Origin of the sequence: Janthinobacterium sp. TND4EL3, from assembly GCF_900156175.1 — a bacterium.
Lineage (GTDB): Bacteria > Pseudomonadota > Gammaproteobacteria > Burkholderiales > Burkholderiaceae_D > Janthinobacterium.
This window is the reverse complement of the sequence record NZ_FTMV01000003.1, coordinates 373,665-392,736: the sequence shown is the minus strand read 5'-3', so window position 1 is coordinate 392,736 and position 19,072 is coordinate 373,665. Positions and strand designations below refer to the sequence as shown.

Below are 19,072 nucleotides of genomic sequence, written 5' to 3'. Positions count from 1 at the left end.
GCCGCCGCCGGCGCCTGGCCGTTCATCATTGACGCTACGCAAGCATGCTTGCACCTGTGGAAAATTCGCGCGCGCACGGCGCTAGAATGGCGGCGCGGCCTATTTTCCCAGGACGCGGGGCTGGGGCATTTCCGCGTGGCCGAAATCCATCATGGCCCAGCGCCCGCCCCAGCGCAGGCCCACCGATTCCGCCGTCACGCCATATAAACGGTAGCCGCGCATGGCCCAGGCATTTTTTTCAGAAATGATGAGCTTTCCTTCATGCATGAACGCGCAATCGGCGGCCAGGCCGTACTGGTGATAGCTTTGAAACGCCCTGGCGTTCGTCACGTTGGGGCCGGCCGCCGCCAGCTGGTCCTGGCGCGCCGGGCTGCGGTAGCCTTCCAGCAAGACCATGTCATAGCCGTGCACGTCCTTCATGATCTTGAAGACCAGCAGCAGGCGCTGCGCGAAATCGTGGTCGAGCAATTGCCAGTTGCGGCTGGCGCCGCCCAGCAGCGGACGCAGCTGCGTCACCTCGGCCGTGGAAAACAGCAACGGCGGCAGGGTGGGCGGCGGCACCAGTTGCTCGCCCTTGAGCAGGTCGCTGACCTGGTCATTGATGACATATTGCCGGTCGGCATAGCCGCGCAGGGCGATGCGGTCGCTGGACAGCCAGGCCAGCAGGGGCGGCACGCCTATCAGCACGCCACCCGCCAGCGACAGCCAGCGGTGGCGCAGCAGCAGGCGCCAGCCGCGCGCGAGGCCAAAGCCCGTGTGGCGTTGCCAGCGCCGCCATTGCGCGCCGCCGCCCCCCTTCAGGTGCCGCGCGCGGCGCCGCGCGCGCCAGCCCAGGTTGACAAGCGTGTGCAGCAGCATGGCGCGGCCGCCGGGAAACAGCAGCAGCCAGCCGGCGAAACAGGCGAGCAGGAAATACATCAGGACCAGGGCGACGAACATGGGGCGCTCCGTGACAGGGACAGGCGTGGACCGGGCAGCAATTTCCCGGCGGTATCGCCAGATCGTATGCGCCCGCGGCCCGCATGAGCGCGGTTTACATCAAGTTCCATCCAAGTTCGGAGGTGATATTTTGTCTGTACTGGAAAACGGCGACGGCCATCCCCGCAGTCCCACCCTGCTGGCCGGGGCCGATACGGCCGCCACGCAGGGCGGCGGCAACCGCATCCTGTCCCGGCTCGAACATGGCGGCGCTCCGCCCGCCACGACGCCGGCCATGCGCTGGCGCCCCGGCCGGCGGCACTGGACGGCCGGCGCCGCCCTGCTGGCGGCGCCCTTCATTGCCATGCTCGTCCATGAAACGGCCAGCCTGCCCGCACCGCCGCCGGCGGCAACGACACCGGTTCCGGCAAGCGTGGCCGTGGCCCCGCCTGCCGTCCCGCCGTCCGCGCCACCCGCGCCCCCCCTCCCGCACGGTGCGCAGGCCGCCACCATCGTCAATGAAGCTGCGCCCGCCGCGCCGCCGGCGCCGGCGGTGGCGAACCCCGGCGCGGCGCGCAAGGCCGCGTCACCGCCCGTGCGCCAGGCAGCCGCGCGCGCACCCGCATCCCGGCCGGCGGCGGCAGTGCCGGGCGACAGCGACGTTGCCTTGCTGACGGCGATGGTGGCGCATGCGCACCGCCAGGAAGGCGCAGCAAAGCCCGCGCGCGATGTGGTCATGCGCAAGGACGAGGAGGAGACGGCCGACTTGCTGCAGCGCTGCAGGCAGCTGGGCATGATCGAAGGCATGCTGTGCCGCGCGCGCATCTGCTCGGGCCGCTGGGACAGCGACCCCGCCTGCCATTGAGGGGCGTGGATGAAACTCAGGCGCGTTCGGACACTTCGATCAGGTTGCCGTCCGGGTCGCGCACGTACACAGAGCGGATGGGCCAGTTGGCGCCCGTGCGGGCCACCGGGCCCTCCTCGATGGCCACGCCGGCACTGGCCAGGTGGGTGATGAAGGCGTCGAGCGGCACGGCGGCAATGAAGCACAGGTCGAGCGAACCGGGCGTTGGCAGCGCGGCCTTGGGCAGGAATTCCTTGCCGTATTCGTGCAGATTGATTTTCTGCGCGCCGAACTTGAAGGCCTGGCGTCCGGCGCCAAAGGTTTCCAGCTGCATGCCCAGCACGCGCGTATAGAAATCGATGCAGGCCGCCTTGTCGCGCGTGGTCAGCACCAGGTGGTCCAGGCGGGAAATCATGGCGTCCTCGCGTGCTGCGGCGTATCCATGCGCCCGTGCAGGAAACCTTCCATCAGTGCCAGCAGCGCCTGCGGCTGTTCCTGGTGCGGCGTGTGGCCGCACTGCTCGACCATGGCCGGCATGGCGTTGAGCGCCTGCGCCACGATGGTGTCGACCTGGGCCGCGCTGCCATACTGGTCTTCCGTGCCCTGCACCACCAGCGCCGGGCATTCGACGGACGGCAGCAGGTATTCGATGTTCCAGAACTGGAAGCCGTAGCTGAGCCAGGTGTCGGACCAGGCCTTGAAGAGGGACTCTGTTTTTTCTCCGTGGTATTTCGTCAGCGCGCGCAGCTTGCCTGCGCCAAACGCCGCATCGGCCGTGCGGATGCCGTCGAGGGTCACGCCTTCGACGAACACGTGCGCCGCCTCGGTGATAATGCCGCGCAAGCGGGGCGGCTGCTGCGCCGCATGGATCAGGGCGATGCTGCCGCCATCGGAGTGACCGATGAGAAAATAATCCTGCCCGGGAATCAGCGAAGTAAGTACTTGCTGCAACTCGCGCAGCGCATAGTCGTGCAGGTAATGGATGTGCCGGCGCGCCTGCAGCGGCGATGACTGCCCGTAGCCGAGACGGTCATACACGAGGCCGCGACAGCCCGTGGCCTGGCACAGTTGCTCGGGAAAATCCTTCCACATGGCACAGCAGCCGAGCCCCTCGTGCAGGAATACCAGCCAGGGCCTGGCGGGGTCGCCTTCGATCAGTTCGTAATAAATATCGTCTTCGGCGCTCAGGTTCAGTATCGGCATAGGCTAGGCTCGCAACGGGGTCCGCATCGGCGGGACGGGCCGGCCTATTGTGCCATCGTCCGCCAGAACATGCTCGCCGCACCCGAAAAAATAGCCGCCTGGAAAATACCAGGGACTCTGTCCGCACGCTGTTTGCGTCAGCGCAAATGCCCGCCGTTTTCCCCCGCCCTGGCGGCCCTTTTCGCCACGGCACGGGCCTAGAATTGGTACGTCCCCCCTCGGAGCAGACGGCTACCTTATCAGCCAGGACGTGACACTGGCCGTCACGGCAACAGATAGGGCGTCTTGCCGCACGACGTCAGGCGCGGTGTCCAAACTATCGATCAGGAGTACATCATGGAAATGAAAGTTGAAGACCGGACCGGCAGCAATCTGGCCGAACAAGAACTCACCGACTTGCCCGTCCAGCAGGAAAGCAAAACGGCGAAAGGCACGGCCGCCAAGGATCTGAACCTGAGCGGCAACGCCTTCACCACGTATTACACGTGGCGCGCCAATGGCGTGTTCCACGCGGTGAATTTCGTCAACGGCAACGTGAATGCCAATTCGCGCGTGTTCCTGAACATCAGCGAATTCAGCACGGATGCGCAGCACCGTTTCATCGGCGCTGCCCGCATGGCCGTGTACAACATCGCCCCGTACAACGGCGGCTTCCTGGCCTGGGTAGAAATCTCCTGGGGCAGCCCGCTCAATATCCGCTTCGACGTATTCGTCGATCCCTGATCCCGGGAAACGGCACGCCGCTTGCCGCCTGATACCCTCAGGCGTAAGGGAAGGCGCCGTGCCGGCGGTATGTGGCTTGGCAAGGTGTAGCACGGAGATTTTGCGCGCGCAAAACAAAAGGGCCACGTGTTGCCACGTGGCCCTTTGCTACTACTTGTTCTGGCTCCCCGACCTGGACTCGAACCAGGGACCTGCGGATTAACAGTCCGTCGCTCTACCAACTGAGCTATCAGGGAAAGGAGGCCGAATTATATACGTCAAAATTTTACCTGTCCAGTTGCAATCTGCACGGTGACCCGAAACAGGGCGTGCATCGGACGTGCAGCCCGCCTCGGCACGAGGCAAGGGCATGGCGATGGCGCGGTGGCCCGCAGTGGCTTGGCGCGCGTGCGCCGGAAGGGCCGCGCGAGGCAAGCGGCACCAGCCTGCCGGGTGCGGCTGCGTTCGTCTGCGCGCCGCGACGCAAGCTAGTAGAATAAGCTGGCCTTCGCCACACGGGGGGGCGCTGAACGGCATGCCGGCAGCGGTGGCCTTGTCCGGCCAGCGTCATCGGCATGTGCCCGCAAGGCTTGTCCTTGCTCCTGGCCTACTGCCCTTTCCCGACATGACTGAATCAAGCGCACCAGCGGCGGCAAAGTCCCATAGCGGCGACAGCTCGCCCGACATCGCCGCACATATCGCGGCCGCCATCGTGGCGCGCCAGTTGCCGCCAGGCACCCGGCTGCGCGAAGAGGCGCTGTGCCGCCTGTATGGCGTCAGCCGCACGAAAATCCGCGCCGCCCTGCTGATACTGTCCAGCGATAAATTGATACGCATGGTGCCCGACAAGGGCGCCTACGTCAGCCAGCCCACCGAGGCCGAAGCGCGCGACATCTTTGCCGCGCGGCGCATCATCGAGACGGCCCTGGCGCGCGAATTCGTTGCCCGGGCCAAAGCTGCCGACTACCGGATGCTGGAACGGCACCTGAAGGCGGAGCGCCTGGCGCTGGCGCAAGCGACGCCGCTGCGCTCGCAACTGCTGGGCGACTTCCACGTGTTGCTGGCCGATATAGCCGGCAATGCCGTGCTGCGCGACATCGTGCGCGAACTGGTGGGCCGCAGCTCGCTCATCACCATGCTGTACCAGTCCAGTCACGCCGCCGCCTGCTCGTGCGACGAACACGCCCGCTTTCTCGACGCGGCGCGCAGCGGCGACGCGGAACTGGCGGCGCGCCTGATGGACGAGCACCTGGCGCACGTGGAAGCTGCTTTGCGCTTCGACGGCAGCGCCGGCGACGACAAGAAAGACCTGGTGGCGGCGCTGCTGGTGTAATAAGCCGCAGCAAAAGAAAGGCTCTGTCCCCGACAAATAGGGGAACCCAAGGAATCTTCCTCAGCCCCGGCTGTCTGACTGTACATATCGGACAAACGGGAGCCTTTCATGCCGCCAGCCGAATGGAAAACCTTCATCGCCCAGTTCGCCGCACTGAGCCGTCGCCAGCGTCTGGCCAGCGCTGCTCTGCTGCGCGGGGCAGGATCGCAGAACGCCGCCGTGGCACTGGTCGAAAGCGTGGCCCGGCAGCGGCTACACTGTCCCGCCTGCAACAGCAGCCATGCGCACCGGCACGGCCATGCGCACGGACTGCAGCGCTACCGCTGCGTGCCGTGCGGGCGCACCTTCAATGCGCTCACCGGCACGCCGCTGGCGCGCCTGCGCCATAAATCGCTGTGGCTAGCCTACGCCGATTGCCTGCTGGCATCGGCTTCCGTGCGCCAGGCAGCGCGACAACTGAACGTGCACCGCAACACCACCTTCCGCTGGCGCCACCGATTTTTGACGCTCGCCAGGACGGACCGGCCGCTGTGCCTGCACGGCATCGCCGAGGCCGACGAGCTGTATCTGCTGGAATCGGAAAAGGGATCCAGGCATCTGACGCGTCCGGCACGCCGCCGGGGCGGCCACGCCCGCCAGCGCGGCATTTCCAGTGAACAGGTCTGCATCGTGGTGGCGCGCGACCGCACAGGACAAACCCTCGATTTCGTCACGGGAAAAGGGGCGCTGACCAAGGCGCAGCTGCATGCCTGCCTGCCACCCGTGATCGACAAGGACGTCTTGCTGGTCACCGATGGCCATGCCGCCTACCGGGCTTTCGCTGCGGAAGCGGGCATCAGCCACCGGGCCGTCAACCTGCGTGCCGGCATCCGCGTGCAGGGCGCCGCCCACGTGCAGAACGTCAACGCGTATCACAGCCGCTTGCGCGGCTGGCTGCGCATCTTCCATGGCGTAGCCAGCCGTTATCTGCCGAATTACCTGGGGTGGCGCTGGATCCTCGACGCCGGGCGCATCCGCTCGCCAGAAGCGTTATTGAAAGCAACGGTGGGAGCATTCCCACACCTGACGGTGACATAGCCAAAAGACAAGGCCGCCCTGCTAGTGCCGGGCGGCCTTGTCACTGCTTGTTGGCAAACTTGCTATTCGCCCAGATAGATGAACTTGAACAGGAAGATGGCGGCGATGATGTAGGCCACCACCGATACCTGCTTGCCCTTGCCCGTCAACAATTTCAATACCGCATAGGTAATGAAGCCGAACGCCACGCCGCTGGCCACGGAATACGTAAACGGCATCATCAGCGCCGTGATGGCGGCCGGGATGCTTTCCGTGCTGTCATCCCAGTCGATATACGTCAGTTCGCGCAGCATCAGGCACGCCACGTACAGCAGCGCTGGCGCCGTCGCGTACGGCGGCACCGTGTGCGCCAGCGGGGCGAAGAACAGGCTGCCCAGGAACAGCAGCGCGACGGCGACGGCCGTCAAGCCCGTGCGGCCGCCCGCCTGTACCCCCGCCGCGCTTTCCACGAAGGCCGTGGTGCTCGACGTGCCCAGGCAGGCGCCGGCGGCAATCGCCGTGCTGTCGGCCAGCAAGGCCTTGTTCATGCGTTCCATCTTGCCGTCTTTCAATAAACCGGCGCGGTTGGCCACGCCCATCAGGGTGCCAGTCGCATCAAACAATTCCACCAGGAAAAACACCAGCACCACGTTGACGATGCCGATCGACAGCGCGCCCATGATGTCGAGCTTGAACAGGGTCGGCTCGATGGCGGGCGGTGCCGAGACGATGCCGTTGAACTCGTTGCCGCCAAAGAAGAAGCTGGCGATGGTGATCGTGAGGATGCCGATGAGGATGGCGCCCGGCACTTTCAGGCGGTCCAGCGCGACGATGATGAAGAAACCGAGGATGGCCAGGATGGGCGCCGCCTTGTGCAAGTCGCCCAGCGCGATGATGGTGGCGGGATTCGACACCACGATACCGGCGCTTTTCAGCGAAATAATGGCCAGGAACAGGCCGATGCCGACCGTAATGGCCGTGCGCAGCGCGGGCGGAATGCTGTTGATGATCATCTCGCGTATCTTGAACAGGCTGACCAGGATGAACAGGCAGCCGGAAATGAAGACGGCGCCCAGCGCCACTTCCCAGCTCATGCCCATGCCCTTCACGACCGCATACGAAAAATACGCGTTCAGGCCCATGCCCGGCGCCAGCGCGATCGGATAGTTCGCGTACAGGCCCATGATCAGGGTGCCGATGGCGGCCGCCAGGCAGGTGGCGACGAAGACGGAGTCTTTCGGCATGCCCGCGTCGCCGAGGATGGACGGGTTGACGAAGATGATGTAGGCCATCGTCAGGAACGTGGTCAGGCCGGCCAGCAGCTCCGTGCGCACATTGGTGCCGTTGTCCTTCAGTTTGAAATAGCGTTCCAGGAACTGCATGATTAACCCCTTGTTTTGGTAAAACCGCGCGCCTGGTCTTGGACTATGCGCATCTTTTTTTCTTGCAACAACTCTTTACTTGCCCGGCGCGCCGGCCGGCTTGAAGGCCCACCAGCGGCTGCCCGCAAAATTCCAGATCAGGCCGATACCCGTCGCCAGCACCTGCGCCAGCCAGTAATACCAGCCCAGCTGGTGTACCAGCAGCCACATCAGCCCCGTATTGATGCACCAGCCGATGCCCAGCAGGGTGAAATACTTGGACGCCGCCTCGCCATGCCCCTTGTCGCTTTTAAACGTGAAAAAGTAATTGAGGAGGTAGTTGACGACGGAACCCATGATGTAGCCGATGCCGGAAGCGGCGGCGGCACTGATGCCGGCCCATTCCACGCCGCCCCACAGCACGCTGTATTGCACGGCCGTGCCGGAAGCGCCGACGGCGGCGAAACGCAAGAATTGGTGATGCAGTGAATGGGACATTGTCAATTTTCAAATGAGGCAACAGCGGGATCGGGGCAGAATAAAAAATGGCTACGATTGCTCGTAACCATTTTTCAGCCAGCATTTTACTGCAAGTTGCACCCAACGTTCATATTCGCCGCCGTCTCAACACTTATTCCTTGCCTTGGCGGCGCTGGCGCAGCCACACGAACAGCGCGATCAGCAGCACGATGCCCACGATGCCGCCGGGCAGCATGAAGGGCTGCACGCGTGCCAGCAGCGGTTTTTCGCCGCCGCTGCGCGCCTGCGCCACGTAGGCTGGCGTCACCGAGACGTCCGGGTTGCCATACTGTTTCAATACATAGTTGGCAATCGAGGCGATCTGCTCGTCCGTCAACGGTTGCACGTAGGAGCGCTGGTCGAAACGGGGCATGAAGGCTTCGTGCTCCTCCCCTTCGATCTTGCGTTCGACGCCAAACAGGATGGCCGAGACCAGGTTGGCCGGCGTGCTGCCACCCGTCGCCGTGTTGTTGAACAGGGCCGGATAGCTTTGCCCCGTGCTGCCGGCGCCGCTGGCCGAATGGCAGCTGGCGCAATAGCCGGAAAACAGCACGGCGCCGCTATGCAAGGAATGGCGCTCGGTGGCACCGGCCATGCCGCGCAGCGCAACTTCTTCGCTGGCGGCGCTGCCGTGGCTGAAGGCGGGCTTGCTCTGCCCTGGCGCGCGCACGGGCGGCACCGTGCGCAGCCACGCGACGATGGCCGCCACGTCGTCGTCGCGCAGGAACTGCAGGCTGTTCTGGATGGCTTCGGCCATGCCGCCCGCCGCCTGCCCCTTGCCCTGCACGTGACCTGTTTTGAGGTAGGCGGTGAGCTCCGCATCCGTCCAGGCGCCGATGCCGCTGATCTTGTCGGACGTGATGTTGGGCGCATGCCAGGAGCCGAGCGCGGCGCCAGCCAGGGTCTGACTGCCGATTTCCGCCATCAGCGCGTTGCGCGGCGTGTGGCAGGCGCTGCAGTGCGCCAGGCCTTCGGCCAGGTAGGCGCCGCGGTTGATCTGCGCGCTCTTGCCTGGATCTGGCACAAAGCGTTTATTGTCGAGGAACAAGGTATTCCAGCCCAGCATGGACAGGCGCACATTGAACGGGAATGGCAGGGCCGTCTGGCGCGCCGGTTCATCGACAGGCTGGACCGCCTGCATGAAATAGTAATACAGGTCGCCCACGTCCGCGTCCGTCAGCTGCGCATAGCTGGTGTAGGGCATGGCCGGATACAGGTGGCTGCCGTCGGCGCGCACGCCTTCGCGCAGGGCGCGCGCAAAGTCAGCCTCCGTGTAATGGCCGATGCCGCCTTGTTTCGATGGCGTGATATTCGTCGCGTAGATCGTGCCCAACGGCGAATCGATGGCGTAGCCGCCCGCATACGGCTTGCCGCCGGCCGCCGTATGGCAGGCCATGCAGTCGGCCGCGATGGCCAGGTAGCGGCCCCGCTCCAGCCGTGCATCGGGCTTGGCGGCTGTGCTTGCGGCAGGCGCGGCAGGACGGTCCGGCGTCAGGGTGACGGGCGGCGCCGGCGGCACTGGTGGTAAAGCACGCGCGGCCAGCGGCAAGCCGGCCGCCAGGGTCAGACCCAGCAAGAAACGGCGCATCATGCTGCCTCCCTTGCCAGGGTGCGGGCGATGTCGTCGGCCGCGCGCAAGCCCAGCGCGGCCATGCTCAGGGTGGTGTTGACGACGCTGGCCGACGGCATGGCGCCGCCGCCCGGCAGCCACAGGTTGGCGTGGTCGTGGGCGCGGCAATTGCCATCGACCACGGAGTCAAGGCGGTTACTGCCCATGATGACGCCGCCCATGATGTGGTTGTTCGCGTTCAGGCTGTCGGTGATATGGAATTCCACGGCGCCGAACAGCTTGCCGATGTGCTCGAGCTGCGCATGCGCGGCCTTCGCGCCGTCGCGCACGTAATCGCCCACGTCATAGTAGATGTCGGGACAGGCCAGGCCCAGCGGGTCCTTGCGCGTCTTGCTCAAGGTCAAGCGGTTGTGCGCTTCAGGCAGCGGTTCCAGGCTGATCGACAAGTCCACGCCGAAGGCGGCGCGGCGGCGGATCTCGTCGTCGAGGTCCTTGCCCACCAGGCCCAGCTTCAGCGATTGCTGCGTAGCAGGTCCGACGCGCGTGATATTGTTCAGGATCATCTTGTTGGCCGAATACTGCGCGCGGAAGGCACCGTCGCGCGGCCCGACCAGGCAGCTGCTCTGCGCGGGGCCACGGCCCGTCCAGATCGGCTCATTGGCGAGGAAGGTACAGTGGAAACCGGAGTGGTCCATCATGTTGCGGCCCACCTGGTCCGAACTGTTGGCGATGCCGTTCGGATTGTTCTGGTTGGCCGCCAGCAACAGCAAGCGCGGCGTTTCGATGCCGTTGCAGGCAATCACGAAGGCCTTGCCGGTCGCCATGTGTGACTGTTTCTTGGCGTCATACCAGTGCACGGCCGTCACGCGGTTGTTCTGGTCCGTGTCGATGCGGTAGACGACGGCCTCGGCCAGCACGCCAGCGCCTTTGAGCTCGGCACGCTCCACGTGGTGGATGCCGTTGTACATGGCGCCGATGGGGCAGATCGGCTGGCAATTGTTATTGCCACAACAAGTCGGGCGGCCCTGCCATGGGCGCGTCGAGCGCCCTTGCGGGATCGGCACGGAACGGTAGCCATGCGGGTTGACCACTTCGGCGAAGCGCTTGTCGCCATAGCCCCAGGGCACCATGTCCATCGGGTACGGCGCGCTGCGCTCGCTGGGCGACTGCAAGGCGGGATCGTTGGGTCCGGCCACGCCCATTTCCTGCTCGGCGCGGCAATAGTACGGTTCCAGTTCCTCATAGGAAATAGCCCAGTCGCGCCCGACGCCGTAGTCGCTTTTCATGCGCATGTCGGACGGCAAATGGCGCCAGCACGACGCGGCCCAGTGCCAGGTCGTGCCGCCCACCGTGCGCAGATAGCCCTGCTGGAAACTGCTGCCGTTGGGGCCAGACAATTCCACGTAGTTGTTCTTTGGAAAATACAGGGGCGCGGGCGCATTGTCCGCCTGCGGATACAGGCCCTGGAAGTCGGAGCCGACGCGGTTTTCGAACGGCATGTTGCGCCAGTTTTCCACGGCTTGCCCCCGCTCGATGCGCAGGCCCGCTTCCAGCATGATCACGGAATGGCCTTGCGCGGCCAGCTGGTCGGCCATCATGGCGCCGACGACGCCCGTGCCGACGATGACGACATCGGCGACGACGTCGCCATTGCTCTTGAATTGGGGAGATTTCATTTTGCTTGCTTGCCTTTCGATTCGGGAGTGCCGGTAGTGGCCGGGGCCGGGACGGGTTTGGGCGCCACGGGCGCGGCAACCCGCACGGCCGGCGGCGCCTTCAGCCACCACAGGGGGCCGTAATTGCAATAGGTCGGCACGACCTGGCCATCGGCCACCGTGCGGTACATCAACGCTTCCGCATACGCGACGACGATGGACTTGGTACCGTGGGCCGCGTTGCCGGCGACGGTGCCCGTGTACCAGGCGGCAACGATGGCCAGCGCCAGCTCGCGCAAGGTCGCATCGGCGGCGCTGGCGGCCGCCAGCAGCGCCTTGGCTTCCTGGCCCGTGACGAGCAGCGCGCCCAGTTGCGGCAAGCGCTCGGCAAAGCCGGGCACGTTCGTGCGCATGGCTTGCTCGATGCGCGCCGCCGTCGCGGCGGACAGATCGCGGTGGCCCGTGATCGTTTGCGACAAGGTGTAGAACAGCATGGTGGCGGGCGCCGGGCCGGCAGCGGGCGCGCCGGCTGGCGACGGCATGGCAGCCGACAGGGGATTGCTCCAGAAACCGGCCTGCGCCAGCAGCGCGGCCAGGCCCATCAGGGCATGGCGGCGGCTGATGCGGGAAAGGGATGAAACGGATGTTGCAGATGGTTCGCTGTCTGGATGGTGCATGAGACTCCCGCAAGACTGATGGTTTTGTTGACTTCGATGATAGCGTTACATTGCATATGCGCATATGGAACCGGTTCCAACATTATCCTACATAAATAAATTGTTTGCCAATGGAGTATTACTACGAGGCGTTAGCGGGCCAGAGCAGGCACGGTCGCTGAGCCGCGCGGCAGGCTTGCCGGCGCAGATGAAGAGGAATGCCACTCCCCCTCTTGAAATGATTGCAAGCTTGCTTAAAAATTGGCAGCATGGCAAATAGGCAGCCCGCCCCTCATGAACCGGAGCATCGACGCCCGTCCTTCCATGCAAGTACATTTCTGACGAGGAGACAATGACGCACCGCGGCAGACCATGCCAGGCGGACGGGCCTGCCGCCCAAGAAGCAGCTATTCCAACGCGACGCGTGATGCGCCGATGCAATCAACCTGAAACTGATGACAAGACCATGACAAGAAAAATGACGTTTTTAGTTCTCCTGACCACCCTGCTTCCATTTTATGCATGCCAGGCACAAGCCACGCAGGAAGCAACACCCAGGAAGGTATCCGCTCACATCAGCACCACGCTGACGCCTGACATCGGCGGCATAAAACAGCTCATCGAAATCAAAACCGACGACGCCAGCAAGCCCGTCCTGCTGTTCTTATCAGGCGGCCCGGGAAGCTCCATGATCAAGGGCGCGGACGCCTTTACCAATGCCCTGAAGAGCGAGTTTACGCTGGTGCAATGGGACCAGCGGGACGCGGGAAAAACCCTGAAACTGAATCCCTCCCCCACCCAGCCGTCCGTCGCACAGATGGAGCAGGATACATATGAAGTCATCCAATTTCTGCGAAAAGAGTTGAAACAGGACAAGATATACCTGCTCGGCAGTTCCTGGGGCAACGTGCTCGGTTTTTATATCGTCAAGCATCATCCGGAACTGCTGCATGCCTATTTCGCGTCCAATCCTGTCGTCAGCCAGCTGGAAAGCGAGAAGGAATTACTGCAGACCCTGAAAGAGCATTTCAAGGACAATGCCGTCGCCAGCGAGGAACTGAACAGCGTCAATTTCCCGTTTACCAGTGACGAAAGCATGTTTTATTTGAGGAAATGGCTCTTTTACAAGGATGGCAAGCAATTTGCAACGAGCGAGGGCTTCAAGACGGGCTTTCTGCAATGGTCGAAGACCTGGTCCCCCGTGTGGAACGAGGTCATGCACATCGATCTGCCGAAGACCTTGCAAAGCGTCGACTGCCCCGTGTACTTCTTCGTCGGCAAGAACGACATCCAGACTTCGACCAGGATCACGCAAGCGTATTTCGAGGCACTGCAGGCGCCAAGGAAAGGCTTGTTTCTATTTGAGCAATCCGGGCATCAGATACACCAGGATGAACCGGTGCAATTTCAAGAAGCCATCATCAAGACGCGGGAGACGATTCAAGCGAACAGGTAAGAGCGCCAAAACGCAAAAAGCCCAGCCGTTCAAGGCTGGGCTTTCCGATACTGCTGGTGTTCTGGCTCCCCGACCTGGACTCGAACCAGGGACCTGCGGATTAACAGTCCGTCGCTCTACCAACTGAGCTATCAGGGAAAAGAGGCCGCATTTTATAGGGCAAACTTTCAGATGTCCAGACTTCGCAGGGGAAAAATGCATTTTCCCCCTGCGCCCGCCGCGCGTTGCCGTTCAGCCGGGATTTTCCTGCGGACTATAGTCAACAACCAGCACCCGCCCCAGCCACGGCTTGAGCAGCTCGACAAAGGCCAGGTGGGCCGGATGGCTCAGGTAGACGTCGCGCGCGGGGGCGCCGGCAAAGGTGAGGGTAAAGCAATCGGTAAAACCATCGTCGAGGCCTTCCGGGCTGACATTCGGCCCCCACTCGAATTGCAGGATGCCGGGAATACGGTGTTTCAGCTGGGAAAATTCATAGACCAGTTCGGCATGCTTGGCAGCGGTAATGCCATCGAGAAAGTCGCACAGGACGATATGGCGCAAGGCGGAGGTACAAGTCATGGGAAGGCGCTCCTGAAGTGATGCCTTCAGGATAGCGCAAAACGCGATCACGCACCGGCCGGCCCTGCTGGCTGGGGCGAAAAACAAAAAAGGCCATGTTTTTCAACATGGCCTTCCGAATTCTGGCTCCCCGACCTGGACTCGAACCAGGGACCTGCGGATTAACAGTCCGTCGCTCTACCAACTGAGCTATCAGGGAAAAGAGGCCGTATTATATAGGCCAAACCTGGCGCTGTCCAGATTTCCATAGGGAAAATCTTACCCCGTCCCAAACGACGAGCCGGCACCGGAAAAACAAAAAAGGCCACGTCTTTCAACGTGGCCTTCCGAATTCTGGCTCCCCGACCTGGACTCGAACCAGGGACCTGCGGATTAACAGTCCGTCGCTCTACCAACTGAGCTATCAGGGAAAAGAGGCAATATTATATGTCGTATGTTCCATATTTGCAAGACGGATACTGCATCTTCACAAACACGGCCATTACCGACTTTCTACTGCCATCCGCGCCGCACTTGCGTGCAACGCCGAAGAAGCAAGATATTAAAGTACTTTGGCGATCGCGTCAATAACGATGTCGATGTTGCGCGAATTCAATGCAGCCACGCAGATACGGCCCGTGTCGACGGCGTAGATCGATTGCTCGCGCAACGATGCCACCTGCTCCTTGGTGAGGCCGGAGTACGAGAACATGCCGATTTGCTGGCGCACGAATTCGAAGTCGTGGCCTGGCGCCTTGGCTTTCAGCTTTTCCACGAAGGCATTGCGCATTTCGCGGATGCGCACGCGCATGCCGGCCAGTTCCTCTTCCCACAGCTGGCGCAGTTCCGGCGTGGCCAGGACAGTGGCGACCACCTTGCCGCCATGGACTGGCGGGTTCGAGTAGTTGGTGCGCACGACGCGCTTGAGCTGCGACAGCAGGCGGGCCGCTTCATCGGCGCTGGCGGCGACGACGCTCAGTGCGCCCACGCGCTCGCCGTACAGCGAGAATGACTTCGAGAACGAGTTCGACACCAGCAGCGGGCCGCCCGCGTCGGCAAAGCGGCGCACCACGGCGCCGTCTTCGGCGATGCCATTGGCGAAGCCCTGATAGGCCATGTCCAGGAACGGCACCAGGCCGCGCGCGGTGACCACGCTGATGATCTGGTCCCACTGGGCCACGCTCAGGTCGGCGCCGGTCGGGTTATGGCAGCAGGCGTGCAGCACGACGATGGAGCCGGCCGGCATGGCGTTCAGGCTGGCCAGCATGCCGTCGAAGTTCACGCCATGGGTGGCGGCGTCGTAATAGGTGTAGTTATTTACAACGAAACCGGCGTTCTCGAACAGCGCGCGGTGGTTTTCCCAGCTCGGGTCGCTGATGTAGACTTGCGCGCCTGGCGCGAAGCGCTGCAGGAAGTCGGCACCGATCTTCAGTGCGCCCGTGCCGCCGATGGCTTGCACGGTGACGGCGCGGCGCTCTTGAATTACGGCGCTGTCGGCGCCAAATACGAGTTCCTGCACCGCCTTGTCGTAGGCAGCCAGGCCTTCGATCGGCAGATAGGTGCGTGGGGCGGCCTGTTCGATCAGGATGGCTTCCGCCTTGCGTACGCAAGCTAACAGAGGCACTTTACCGTTGTCGTCATAATAGACGCCAACGCCCAGATTGATTTTGGCGGGATTCTGGTCCGCGTTAAATGCTTCGGTGATGCCCAGGATCGGGTCGCGTGGGGCCATCTCGATGGCGCTAAACAGACTGGCAGAAACAGTTGGGTTCGTCATGATAAGATTGGATTCGATTGGAAGCAGGTTCACAGCGGAGTTGTAGACAGCGCCCCAAAATACAACGCCAGGGCCGCCAGCAGAGCACTATTCTAACAAAGGTCTGATTCACATGCCCGAATTATCTACCGCCAGCGAGGCGGAAAGCGCAATTATCTCTTTCCCGGACTCCCCCTTCAAGCTGCACCAGCCCTTCCCTCCGGCCGGCGATCAGCCCACGGCAATCGCCCAGCTGTCCGAGGGGATTGCCGACGGTTTGGCCTTCCAGACCCTGCTGGGCGTGACCGGTTCGGGCAAGACCTACACCATGGCCAACGTCATCGCGCGCATGGGCCGGCCCGCCATCGTCTTCGCGCCGAACAAGACCTTGGCGGCGCAGCTGTACAGCGAGTTCCGCGACTTTTTCCCGCAGAACGCCGTCGAATACTTCGTCAGCTACTACGATTACTATCAGCCGGAAGCCTACGTGCCGCAGCGCGACCTGTTCATCGAAAAGGACTCGTCGATCAACGAGCATATCGAACAGATGCGCCTGTCGTGCACCAAGTCGCTGATGGAGCGGCGCGACGTCATCATCGTCGCCACCGTCTCGGCCATCTACGGTATCGGCAATCCGAACGAATACCACCAGATGATATTGACCCTGCGCGTCAAGGACAGGGTCGCCCAGCGCGACGTCATCGCGCGCCTGATCCAGATGCAGTACACGCGCAACGAGGTCGATTTCGGCCGCGGCACCTTCCGCGTGCGCGGCGATACCATCGACATCTTCCCCGCCGAGCATGCGGAACTGGCCGTGCGCCTGGAAATGTTCGACGACGAGATCGAATCGATCCAGCTGTTCGACCCGCTGACGGGCCGCGTGCGGCAAAAGATCCCCCGCTTCACTGTGTATCCGGGCTCGCACTACGTGACGCCCCGCTCCACCGTGCTGCGCGCCGTGGAAACCATCAAGGACGAGCTGCGCGAGCGCCTCGAGTTCTTCCGCAAGGAAAATAAACTGATCGAAGAGCAGCGGCTGGAGCAGCGCACGCGCTTCGACCTGGAAATGATGGCGGAAATCGGTTTCACCAAGGGCATCGAGAACTACTCGCGCCATCTGAGCGGCGCGCTGCCGGGCGAACCGCCGCCGACCCTGGTCGACTATCTGCCGCCCGACGCCCTGATGTTCCTCGACGAGTCGCACGTGCTGACGGGCCAGCTGAGCGCCATGTACAACGGCGACCGCTCGCGCAAGACGAACCTGGTCGACTATGGCTTCCGCCTGCCGTCGGCGCTCGACAACCGGCCCTTGAAATTCGAGGAATTCGAGCAGAAGATGCGCCAGACCGTGTTCGTCTCGGCCACGCCGGCCGAATACGAAAAGACCCATTCCGACCAGGTGGTCGAGCAGGTCGTGCGCCCCACGGGCCTGGTCGACCCGCAGATCATCGTGCGCCCCGCCAGCACGCAGGTGGACGACCTGATGTCGGAAATCGTCGAGCGCATCAAGAAGGACGAGCGCGTGCTCGTGACGACCCTCACCAAGCGCATGTCGGAGCAATTGACGGAATACCTGGGCGACCATGGCATCAAGGTGCGCTACCTGCACAGCGATATCGAGACGGTGGAGCGCGTGGAAATCCTGCGCGACCTGCGCCTGGGCACCTTCGACGTGCTGGTGGGGATCAACCTGCTGCGCGAGGGCCTGGACTTGCCGGAAGTGTCGCTGGTCGCCATCCTCGACGCGGACAAGGAAGGCTTCTTGCGCTCCGAGCGCAGCTTGATCCAGACCATCGGCCGCGCCGCGCGCAACCTGAACGGCACGGCGATCCTGTACGGCGACCGCATCACCGATTCCATGCGCCGCGCCATCGACGAGACGGAGCGCCGCCGCGCCAAGCAGATCGCCTTCAATACGGCCAACAACATCATCCCGATCGGCGTCAAAAAATCGATCCGCGAGATGATCGACGGCGTCTACAGCCCGCAGGAAGCGCGCGAAACCCTGCAGGTGGCGCAGGAAGCGGCCAAGTTCGAAGCCATGAGCGAAAAGCAGGTCAGCAAGGAAATCAAGCGCCTGGAAAAGCTGATGGTCGACCACGCCAAGAACCTGGAATTCGAAAAGGCGGCGCAAGTGCGCGACCAGCTGCACGTCCTCAAGCAGCAGCTGTTCGGCGCACCCGGCACGGACAATGTGGCGTCGATCCTGGGCAAATAAACGGCTGGCCGGATCAGCTGGCCGCCGGGCCTGCGTGATCCGACAACAGTAGCGGAGCCAACAGCGTTGTCGGATTAGGCGCCGTGCCGCAGCGAATCCAAGCTGCGCGCCTTCATGCTGTCGCCTCGTCGACATACGCGCCGACGATTGCGGCGAAATCCGCATCGGCCGCCAGGCGCCGCGCCAGGGACTTGCTCCAGTGCGACAATCATCTCGCCCACGCTGGCGGACAGGCCAGGCCCAGCCCTGCGCCGGCAGCAGCTGGGCGCCGCAGGCAAGGCGGCCGTGCGCCTGCCGCGCCTATGCCCTCACGTCGCCCGCCGCTGCTTTTCCAAGCTCGCGATCAGCATGTCGAACAGGGTGCGCGACGCCGGCGGCATCGCGTGCCGGTGCTTGCTGATCAGGCCCAGCGTCCGCTTGACGGCGGGATTGACGAGCGGCACGCCGACCACCGTATTTTGCTGCGCCGGCAGGATGGACAGCCCGGGCACCGCCGCCACGCCCAGCCCCGACGCCACCAGCGCCAGCACGCCTGACACGTGGTTGATCTCGCACGAGATCCACGGATGCTTCTCCACGCCGGACAGCGCGGCGTCGAGCACGCTGCGGTTGCCGCTCGACTTGGCCACCGAAATATAGCGTTCGTCGACGGTCTCCTTCCAGCTCAGCTTCTTGCGCCTGGCCAGCGGATGATCGTGCCGCATCGCCAGCACGTAGCTTTCGACATAGATGGGCTGGAAATGGATCTCGGGATTTTCCGCCCCCGTAAAGCTGATGCCGAAATCCGCCTCGCCGGCCAGCACGAGGTTAAGCACGTCCTGCGCGCTTTCGTCATGCACGCGCACGCGGATCTTCGGGAACTGCGCGCTGAAGCGCTTGAGCACATCGGGCAGGAAGTGCCAGACGGCCGAGGGGACGCAGGCGAACGTCACCGTCCCGGTGCGGTGCGCGGCCAGGTCGGCCACGCCCAGCACGGCATCTTCCAGCCCGTTGAGCGCATCGCGCACGTTCACCAGGAAGGCCTGCCCCACATTGGTCAGCTGCACGCGCCGCGTGGTGCGCGCGAACAGCCTGACGCCCAGGGCATCCTCCAGCTTGTCGATGCGGCGGCTCAGCGCAGGCTGCGACAGGAACAGATCGGCCGCCGCCTGGCGAAAGCTGTTGCGCTCCGCCACGGCCACAAAGGCCTGCAAATCATGTAAGTCGTAATTGATGCGCGACATGCATTAATCCTCGGAAAAATTGCAATTATCAAATTATGCCATTTCAACGATGATGGGATCTT

Annotated in this window: 17 protein-coding genes and 4 tRNA genes; 6 read left to right on the top strand and 15 right to left on the bottom strand. The window is 63.3% G+C overall.

All coding sequences use genetic code 11. The features are described from left to right. Positions 1 to 99: 99 nt before the first annotated feature. A complete protein-coding gene (locus BXA07_RS07700; RefSeq protein WP_076566992.1) occupies positions 100 to 939 on the bottom strand; it encodes a M15 family metallopeptidase in 840 nt (279 codons plus the stop codon). Between the two features lie 130 nt (positions 940 to 1,069). On the opposite strand from BXA07_RS07700, the gene BXA07_RS31055 reads away from it, so the two are divergent. After that, a complete protein-coding gene (locus BXA07_RS31055; RefSeq protein WP_212592279.1) occupies positions 1,070 to 1,783 on the top strand; it encodes a hypothetical protein in 714 nt (237 codons plus the stop codon). A gap of 16 nt (positions 1,784 to 1,799) precedes the next feature. On the opposite strand, the gene BXA07_RS07690 is transcribed toward BXA07_RS31055, so the two are convergent. Both BXA07_RS07690 and BXA07_RS07685 read right to left on the bottom strand, forming a co-directional pair. Beyond that, complete coding sequence (locus tag BXA07_RS07690) at positions 1,800 to 2,177, bottom strand: VOC family protein (protein ID WP_076566991.1); 378 nt, start codon at positions 2,175 to 2,177, stop codon at positions 1,800 to 1,802. Then, positions 2,174 to 2,965, bottom strand: coding sequence for an alpha/beta fold hydrolase (locus tag BXA07_RS07685; protein WP_076566989.1), 792 nt, complete (start codon positions 2,963 to 2,965; stop codon positions 2,174 to 2,176). The genes BXA07_RS07690 and BXA07_RS07685 overlap by 4 nt, the downstream gene beginning before the upstream one ends. A gap of 336 nt (positions 2,966 to 3,301) precedes the next feature. On the opposite strand from BXA07_RS07685, the gene BXA07_RS07680 reads away from it, so the two are divergent. After that, the gene (locus tag BXA07_RS07680; protein ID WP_244556214.1) at positions 3,302 to 3,688 is read left to right on the top strand and encodes a hypothetical protein; all 387 of its coding nucleotides are present in this window, start codon (positions 3,302 to 3,304) and stop codon (positions 3,686 to 3,688) included. A gap of 160 nt (positions 3,689 to 3,848) precedes the next feature. On the opposite strand, the gene BXA07_RS07675 is transcribed toward BXA07_RS07680, so the two are convergent. Further along, positions 3,849 to 3,924, bottom strand: a tRNA-Asn gene (locus BXA07_RS07675). Positions 3,925 to 4,292: 368 nt separating this feature from the next. Between BXA07_RS07675 and BXA07_RS07670 the strand changes: the two genes are divergently transcribed. Continuing rightward, the gene (locus BXA07_RS07670; protein WP_076566988.1) at positions 4,293 to 5,000 is read left to right on the top strand and encodes a GntR family transcriptional regulator; all 708 of its coding nucleotides are present in this window, start codon (positions 4,293 to 4,295) and stop codon (positions 4,998 to 5,000) included. Positions 5,001 to 5,108: 108 nt separating this feature from the next. Beyond that, positions 5,109 to 6,077, top strand: coding sequence for an IS1595 family transposase (locus BXA07_RS07665; protein WP_076566986.1), 969 nt, complete (start codon positions 5,109 to 5,111; stop codon positions 6,075 to 6,077). 62 nt (positions 6,078 to 6,139) lie between these two features. Here BXA07_RS07665 and BXA07_RS07660 read toward each other — a convergent pair whose 3' ends face one another. The 5 genes from BXA07_RS07660 to BXA07_RS07640 all read right to left on the bottom strand — a co-directional run bounded on the left by BXA07_RS07660 (position 6,140) and on the right by BXA07_RS07640 (position 11,838). Then, complete coding sequence (locus tag BXA07_RS07660; protein WP_076566985.1) at positions 6,140 to 7,438, bottom strand: NCS2 family permease; 1,299 nt, start codon at positions 7,436 to 7,438, stop codon at positions 6,140 to 6,142. Between the two features lie 75 nt (positions 7,439 to 7,513). Then, the gene (locus BXA07_RS07655; RefSeq protein ID WP_076566983.1) at positions 7,514 to 7,915 is read right to left on the bottom strand and encodes a GtrA family protein; all 402 of its coding nucleotides are present in this window, start codon (positions 7,913 to 7,915) and stop codon (positions 7,514 to 7,516) included. A 133-nt stretch (positions 7,916 to 8,048) separates the two neighbouring features. Continuing rightward, positions 8,049 to 9,527 (bottom strand): c-type cytochrome, encoded by a 1,479-nt coding sequence (locus BXA07_RS07650; protein WP_244556213.1) that lies wholly within the window; start codon positions 9,525 to 9,527, stop codon positions 8,049 to 8,051. Beyond that, positions 9,524 to 11,182, bottom strand: a complete 1,659-nt coding sequence (locus BXA07_RS07645) for a GMC family oxidoreductase (protein ID WP_076566982.1) — start codon at positions 11,180 to 11,182, stop codon at positions 9,524 to 9,526. Before BXA07_RS07645 ends, BXA07_RS07650 begins: the two co-directional genes overlap by 4 nt. Continuing rightward, complete coding sequence (locus tag BXA07_RS07640) at positions 11,179 to 11,838, bottom strand: sugar dehydrogenase complex small subunit (RefSeq protein WP_076566980.1); 660 nt, start codon at positions 11,836 to 11,838, stop codon at positions 11,179 to 11,181. The genes BXA07_RS07645 and BXA07_RS07640 overlap by 4 nt, the downstream gene beginning before the upstream one ends. A 331-nt stretch (positions 11,839 to 12,169) precedes the next feature. Between BXA07_RS07640 and BXA07_RS07635 the strand changes: the two genes are divergently transcribed. Beyond that, the gene (locus BXA07_RS07635) at positions 12,170 to 13,273 is read left to right on the top strand and encodes an alpha/beta fold hydrolase (RefSeq protein WP_244556212.1); all 1,104 of its coding nucleotides are present in this window, start codon (positions 12,170 to 12,172) and stop codon (positions 13,271 to 13,273) included. Positions 13,274 to 13,335: 62 nt separating this feature from the next. Here the strand turns inward: BXA07_RS07635 and BXA07_RS07630 are convergent. The 5 genes from BXA07_RS07630 to BXA07_RS07610 form a co-directional block, all read right to left on the bottom strand. Continuing rightward, a tRNA-Asn gene (locus BXA07_RS07630) sits at positions 13,336 to 13,411 on the bottom strand. A gap of 93 nt (positions 13,412 to 13,504) precedes the next feature. Then, positions 13,505 to 13,831, bottom strand: coding sequence for a Dabb family protein (locus BXA07_RS07625; RefSeq protein WP_083708083.1), 327 nt, complete (start codon positions 13,829 to 13,831; stop codon positions 13,505 to 13,507). Between the two features lie 123 nt (positions 13,832 to 13,954). Next, a tRNA-Asn gene (locus BXA07_RS07620) sits at positions 13,955 to 14,030 on the bottom strand. 135 nt (positions 14,031 to 14,165) lie between these two features. Next, positions 14,166 to 14,241, bottom strand: a tRNA-Asn gene (locus BXA07_RS07615). Positions 14,242 to 14,372: 131 nt separating this feature from the next. Next, positions 14,373 to 15,587 (bottom strand): amino acid aminotransferase, encoded by a 1,215-nt coding sequence (locus tag BXA07_RS07610; protein WP_170909622.1) that lies wholly within the window; start codon positions 15,585 to 15,587, stop codon positions 14,373 to 14,375. Positions 15,588 to 15,699: 112 nt separating this feature from the next. Between BXA07_RS07610 and uvrB the strand changes: the two genes are divergently transcribed. Beyond that, the gene (uvrB, locus tag BXA07_RS07605; protein WP_076566976.1) at positions 15,700 to 17,787 is read left to right on the top strand and encodes an excinuclease ABC subunit UvrB; all 2,088 of its coding nucleotides are present in this window, start codon (positions 15,700 to 15,702) and stop codon (positions 17,785 to 17,787) included. A 308-nt stretch (positions 17,788 to 18,095) separates the two neighbouring features. Here the strand turns inward: uvrB and BXA07_RS07600 are convergent, their stop codons facing one another. Continuing rightward, positions 18,096 to 19,010 carry a LysR family transcriptional regulator gene (locus BXA07_RS07600; protein WP_076566974.1) on the bottom strand — a complete coding sequence of 305 codons (915 nt, stop codon included), beginning with the start codon at positions 19,008 to 19,010 and terminating at the stop codon, positions 18,096 to 18,098. Positions 19,011 to 19,072 lie beyond the last annotated feature (62 nt).